Origin of the sequence: uncultured Campylobacter sp., from assembly GCF_938030785.1 — a bacterium.
Lineage (GTDB): Bacteria > Campylobacterota > Campylobacteria > Campylobacterales > Campylobacteraceae > Campylobacter_B.
On sequence record NZ_CALHIK010000197.1, the window covers coordinates 1 to 1,593 of the forward strand.

The window sequence follows — 1,593 nt, forward strand, 5'->3', positions numbered from 1 at the left end:
GCGATCACAGCACCCTGAGGTTGTCTGAGAGGAAATACATAAAAATCCCGAGCCCGAACATCACGAAAAGCCCCAAAAATTCGACGTAAAGCTTCAGGCTTACGAGCCGCTTTGAGCTTAGCTCGTTTGCTTTCGCGCCGAAAAGCGCGGCTAAAAATATCACGACGCTCATTCCAAAACCGATGAAAAGCGCACTTGCGACGCTAAGCGCGAAGCTTCCGAGGCTGAAGGCAAGCACGAAAATTAGGATCGTGCCGGGGCAGGGCACGAGCGCCGCCGCAAGCGCGATAAGCCACTCTTGCCCTTTCTCGCCGCCGTAGGTCGCGCCATTTTGCGGCAAGCGAGATGGGGGTTGACTGCTGAAATTTGCAGAATTTAGGGCCTTTTTTTGCTCGTTTTGGCTAGGCGAGTTTTCTTCTAAATTCGCGTTTAAATTTAAATCTAAATTTAGCTTTGCCGTTGCGGCGTCGCCTAAATTTTTGGTATCCAAATACTGCGCGGATTCGCCGCTTTGGATATTAAATTTAGAAAATTTATAGCTCTTTGACGCTGCGTGAACGGAATCCCCGGCGTTTGTAAATGCCGTATTTTTTAAGCGGGAGTCTGTATCTGCGGTTTTTGCGACGGAAGCGCAAGCGGCGCAGGAGCAGCTCGCATCGTGGCGGGCGCCCGATCTTATGCGGCGAACTTTGTCGTAGATGATGAGCGCCGTAATGACGATGATCAGAAGCGCCGAAATTTTCGTAGTGATCGAGGCTGAGTTCGTGGAGACGAGCCCTGCGACGTTTTGCAGCACGAACATGCTCGCGCTTACCAAAACGAGCGCTCCCAAGACGTGTAGAAGCCCGATTTTAAGCGCAAAACCGAAGGCCTTGACGTAGCTGCCGCCATGGGCTAAGAAATAGCTCGCCGTTAGCAGCTTCGCGTGCCCCGGACCCGCCGCGTGGAAAAAGCCGTATATAAAAGAAAGCGCCAAGACCCATAGGATGGTGCTTGCGCTTGCATGCTCGCTGCTTGCGCGAAACGCCGTTTTGAGACTTTTCATAAAATCCACCGTCTTTTGCGCGACAAACCCCAGCGCAGCCTCTTCGTGCGGCTCGCTCGAAATATCGCCGCTACCGGATACGGCGCCGTTTTTCTCAGCTCCGTTTTGCGCTAAATTTAAAGAGCTCTCCTCGGATGGAGTCGCGAGATTTTGCGTAGAGTGCGCAGAATTTAAAGAATTATCTCGTCTCGCCGTCAAATTTTCGCCCGCGTCTTTATCTGCAGGCGCCGCAGAATTTGCTGAATCGTTAAAATTTATCGCAGCGCTCCTGTCGCCTCCGTTTTGCGCTAAATTTGAATCATCGCCTAAAGAAGCTGCGGCGTTTTCGCCGTTTTTTGCGGCGGCCTCTAAGTTTTCGCTGCCGAAGCGGTTGGAATTTGCGAGATCATCTTTTGCCTGCGCGTCCTTTTTGGCGGCTTTATTAATCTGCGCGATAGCATCCGAAGCGGCGATATTTTTTTGCGCCTGCGCAGTCGCCTCCGAAACTATGTCGCCGACCGATCTTTGGTTTGATTTGCGCGCAGAGCCCATATTTGGCTGCTTGGCTT

At 52.0% G+C, this 1,593-nt stretch carries 1 protein-coding gene; it reads right to left on the bottom strand.

Annotated elements, in window-relative coordinates:
* Positions 1 to 4: 4 nt before the first annotated feature.
* The coding region (locus Q0438_RS10940) for a hypothetical protein (protein ID WP_299190838.1) at positions 5 to 1,593 on the bottom strand (1,589 nt) is incomplete at its 5' end.